Genomic DNA, 2,750 nt, shown 5'->3' on the forward strand with positions numbered 1-2,750 from the left:
CGGCCGGGGTGGCCGTAGATCGTGGCGGCCAGCTCGCCCATCTGTGCGCGTGGGTCCTCGACGACCAGGACCGGCAGCCCGGATGCGGCCGCGCGCTCGGCGCCGGTGGGGTCGGTCAGCACGGCGGTCGCGCCGAGGCTCGCGGCCTGCTCGACGAAGTCGGCGCCGTGCAGACGGGCGCCCGGGAGGGCGGCGTACAGGTCGCCGGGGCGCACGGCGCCGACTTCGTCGAGCAGGCCGCGAGCCTCGGCGCGACCGCCGTGCTGACCGACCCCACCGGCGCCGAGCGCGCGGCCGCATCCGGGCTGCCGGTCCTGGTCGTCGAGGACCCACGCGCACAGATGGGCGAGCTGGCCGCCACGATCTACGGCCACCCCGGCCGGGACCTGCTCCAGATCGGCATCACCGGCACCTCCGGCAAGACCACCACCGCCTACCTCGTCGAGGGCGGTCTGAAAACCGTCAGGTCCACCGGCCTGATCGGCACGGTCGAGATGCGCATCGGCGACGAGCGCATCAAGTCCGAGCGCACCACACCCGAAGCCACCGACCTGCAGGCCCTGTTCGCCGTCATGCGCGAACGCGGCGTCGAGGCGGTCGCCATGGAGGTGTCCAGCCACGCCCTGGTCCTCGGCCGCGTCGACGGCTGCGTCTTCGACATCGGCGTCTTCACCAACCTCAGCCCGGAACACATGGAGTTCCACTCCGACATGGAGGACTACTTCCGGGCCAAGGCGCGGCTGTTCACGCCGGAACGCGGCAAACTCGGCGTGGTCAACGTCGACGACGAGTACGGCCGCAGGCTGGCGAACGAGGCCACCGTCCCGGTCGTCACCTACTCCGCCGAGGGCCACCCCGACGCCGACTGGCGTGCCGAGGACGTCGAGGTCGGCCGTCTCGACTCGACGTTCACCGTCGTCGGGCCCAAGGGCGAGCGGATCAGCGCCAAGTCGCCGCTGCCGGGTCCCTTCAACGTGGCCAACACCCTCGCCGCGATCGTCGCCCTCGCCGTCGCCGGCCTCGACCCGCAGGCCGCCGCCGACGGCATCGCCGCCGTACCCGGCGTGCCGGGCCGCCTGGAGCGCGTGGACGCCGGACAGCCGTACCTCGCCGTCGTCGACTACGCGCACAAGACCGACGCCGTCGAGTCCGTGCTGCGCGCCCTGCGCAAGGTCACCGAGGGCAAGCTGCACATCGTCCTCGGCTGCGGCGGCGACCGGGACAGGACCAAGCGCGAGCCCATGGGCGCCGCCGCGGCCCGGCTCGCCGACACCGCCGTACTGACCTCCGACAACCCCCGCTCCGAGGACCCCCTCGCGATCCTCGCCACGATGCTCCAGGGCGCGGCCTCCGTGCCCGCGCACGAGCGCGGCGAGGTGCAGGTCTTCGAGGACCGGGCCGCCGCGATCGCCGCCGCCGTCGCCCGCGCCGAGCCGGGCGACACCGTGCTGGTCGCGGGCAAGGGCCACGAGCAGGGGCAGGACATCGCCGGGGTGGTCCGTCCGTTCGACGACCGCCAGGTGCTTCGCGAAGCCATTCAGAAGACCCAGGGATGAATTCCCGCATGATCCAGGGGATGAACTTGTGATCGCCCTCTCCCTCGCCGAGATCGCAGAAGTCGTCGGCGGGCAGACGTACGACATACCGGATCCGACCGTCCAGGTCACCGGCCCGGTCGTCCGGGACTCCCGCGAGGCGGGGCCGGGCAGCCTGTTCGTGGCCTTCGCCGGGGAGCGCGTGGACGGCCACGACTTCGCGGCGGCGGTCGTCGAGGCGGGAGCGGTGGCCGTGCTCGGCACCCGGCCCGTCGGCGTGCCCGCGATCGTCGTGGACGACGTCCAGACCGCCCTCGGCGCCCTCGCGCGGCACGTCGTACGGCGCCTCGGTGCCACGCTCGTCGCCCTCACCGGCTCGGCGGGCAAGACCAGCACCAAGGACCTCATCGCGCAGGTGCTCCAGCGCAAGGCGCCGACGGTGTTCACGCCCGGCTCGCTCAACAACGAGATCGGACTGCCGCTGACCGCGCTCAGCGCCACCGAGGAGACCCGGTTCCTCGTCCTGGAGATGGGCGCCCGCGGCATCGGGCACATCTCCTACCTCACGCATCTGACGCCCCCGAAGATCGGCCTCGTGCTGAACGTCGGCAGCGCCCACATCGGCGAGTTCGGCGGCCGGGAGCAGATCGCCCAGGCCAAGGGCGAACTCGTCGAGTCCCTGCCGTCCGAGGCCGACGGCGGGACGGCCGTCCTCAACGCGGACGACCCCTACGTCCGGGCGATGGCCACCCGTACGAAGGCGAAGGTGATCTATTTCGGAGAGTCCGGCGAAGCGGACGTTCGCGCCGAGAACGTGCGACTCACGGACACCGGACAGCCCTCGTTCAGGCTTCACACACCCTCCGGTGCAAGCGATGTGACCATGCGCCTGTACGGTGAGCACCACGTGTCGAACGCGCTCGCCGCGGCCGCCGTCGCCCACGAGTTGGGCATGTCCGCAGACGAGATCGCCGTCGCGCTCTCCGAGGCGGGCTCCCTCTCCCGCTGGCGGATGGAGGTCACCGAGCGCCCGGACGGCGTGACGGTCGTCAACGACGCCTACAACGCGAACCCCGAGTCCATGAAGGCCGCGCTGCGCGCGCTCGTGGCCATGGGCAAGGGGCGTCGTACGTGGGCGGTGCTCGGCCAGATGGCCGAGCTCGGGGACGAGGCTCTCGCCGAGCACGACGCGGTCGGACGGCTCGCCGTCCGGCT

General features: G+C 72.4%; 2 protein-coding genes and 1 pseudogene. 2 read left to right on the plus strand and 1 reads right to left on the minus strand.

Features of this window, described 5'->3' with window-relative positions; translation table 11 throughout:
• The coding region (locus tag CCL05_RS40025; RefSeq protein WP_425275982.1) for a Mur ligase domain-containing protein at nt 1–215 on the minus strand (215 nt) is incomplete at its 3' end.
• Here CCL05_RS40025 and CCL05_RS40030 point away from each other — a divergent pair.
• Both CCL05_RS40030 and CCL05_RS40035 read left to right on the plus strand, forming a co-directional pair.
• Nucleotides 123–1,556: pseudogene (locus CCL05_RS40030) on the plus strand (UDP-N-acetylmuramoyl-L-alanyl-D-glutamate--2,6-diaminopimelate ligase); the annotation flags it as partial. The gene CCL05_RS40025 and the pseudogene CCL05_RS40030 sit on opposite strands and share 93 nt — an antisense overlap.
• 28 nt (nt 1,557–1,584) lie before the next feature.
• A partial coding sequence (locus tag CCL05_RS40035; RefSeq protein WP_086565516.1) for a UDP-N-acetylmuramoyl-tripeptide--D-alanyl-D-alanine ligase occupies nt 1,585–2,750 on the plus strand: 1,166 nt, incomplete at its 3' end.

The sequence above is a fragment of the Streptomyces africanus genome (genome assembly GCF_002150735.1).
Classification (GTDB): domain Bacteria; phylum Actinomycetota; class Actinomycetes; order Streptomycetales; family Streptomycetaceae; genus Streptomyces; species Streptomyces africanus.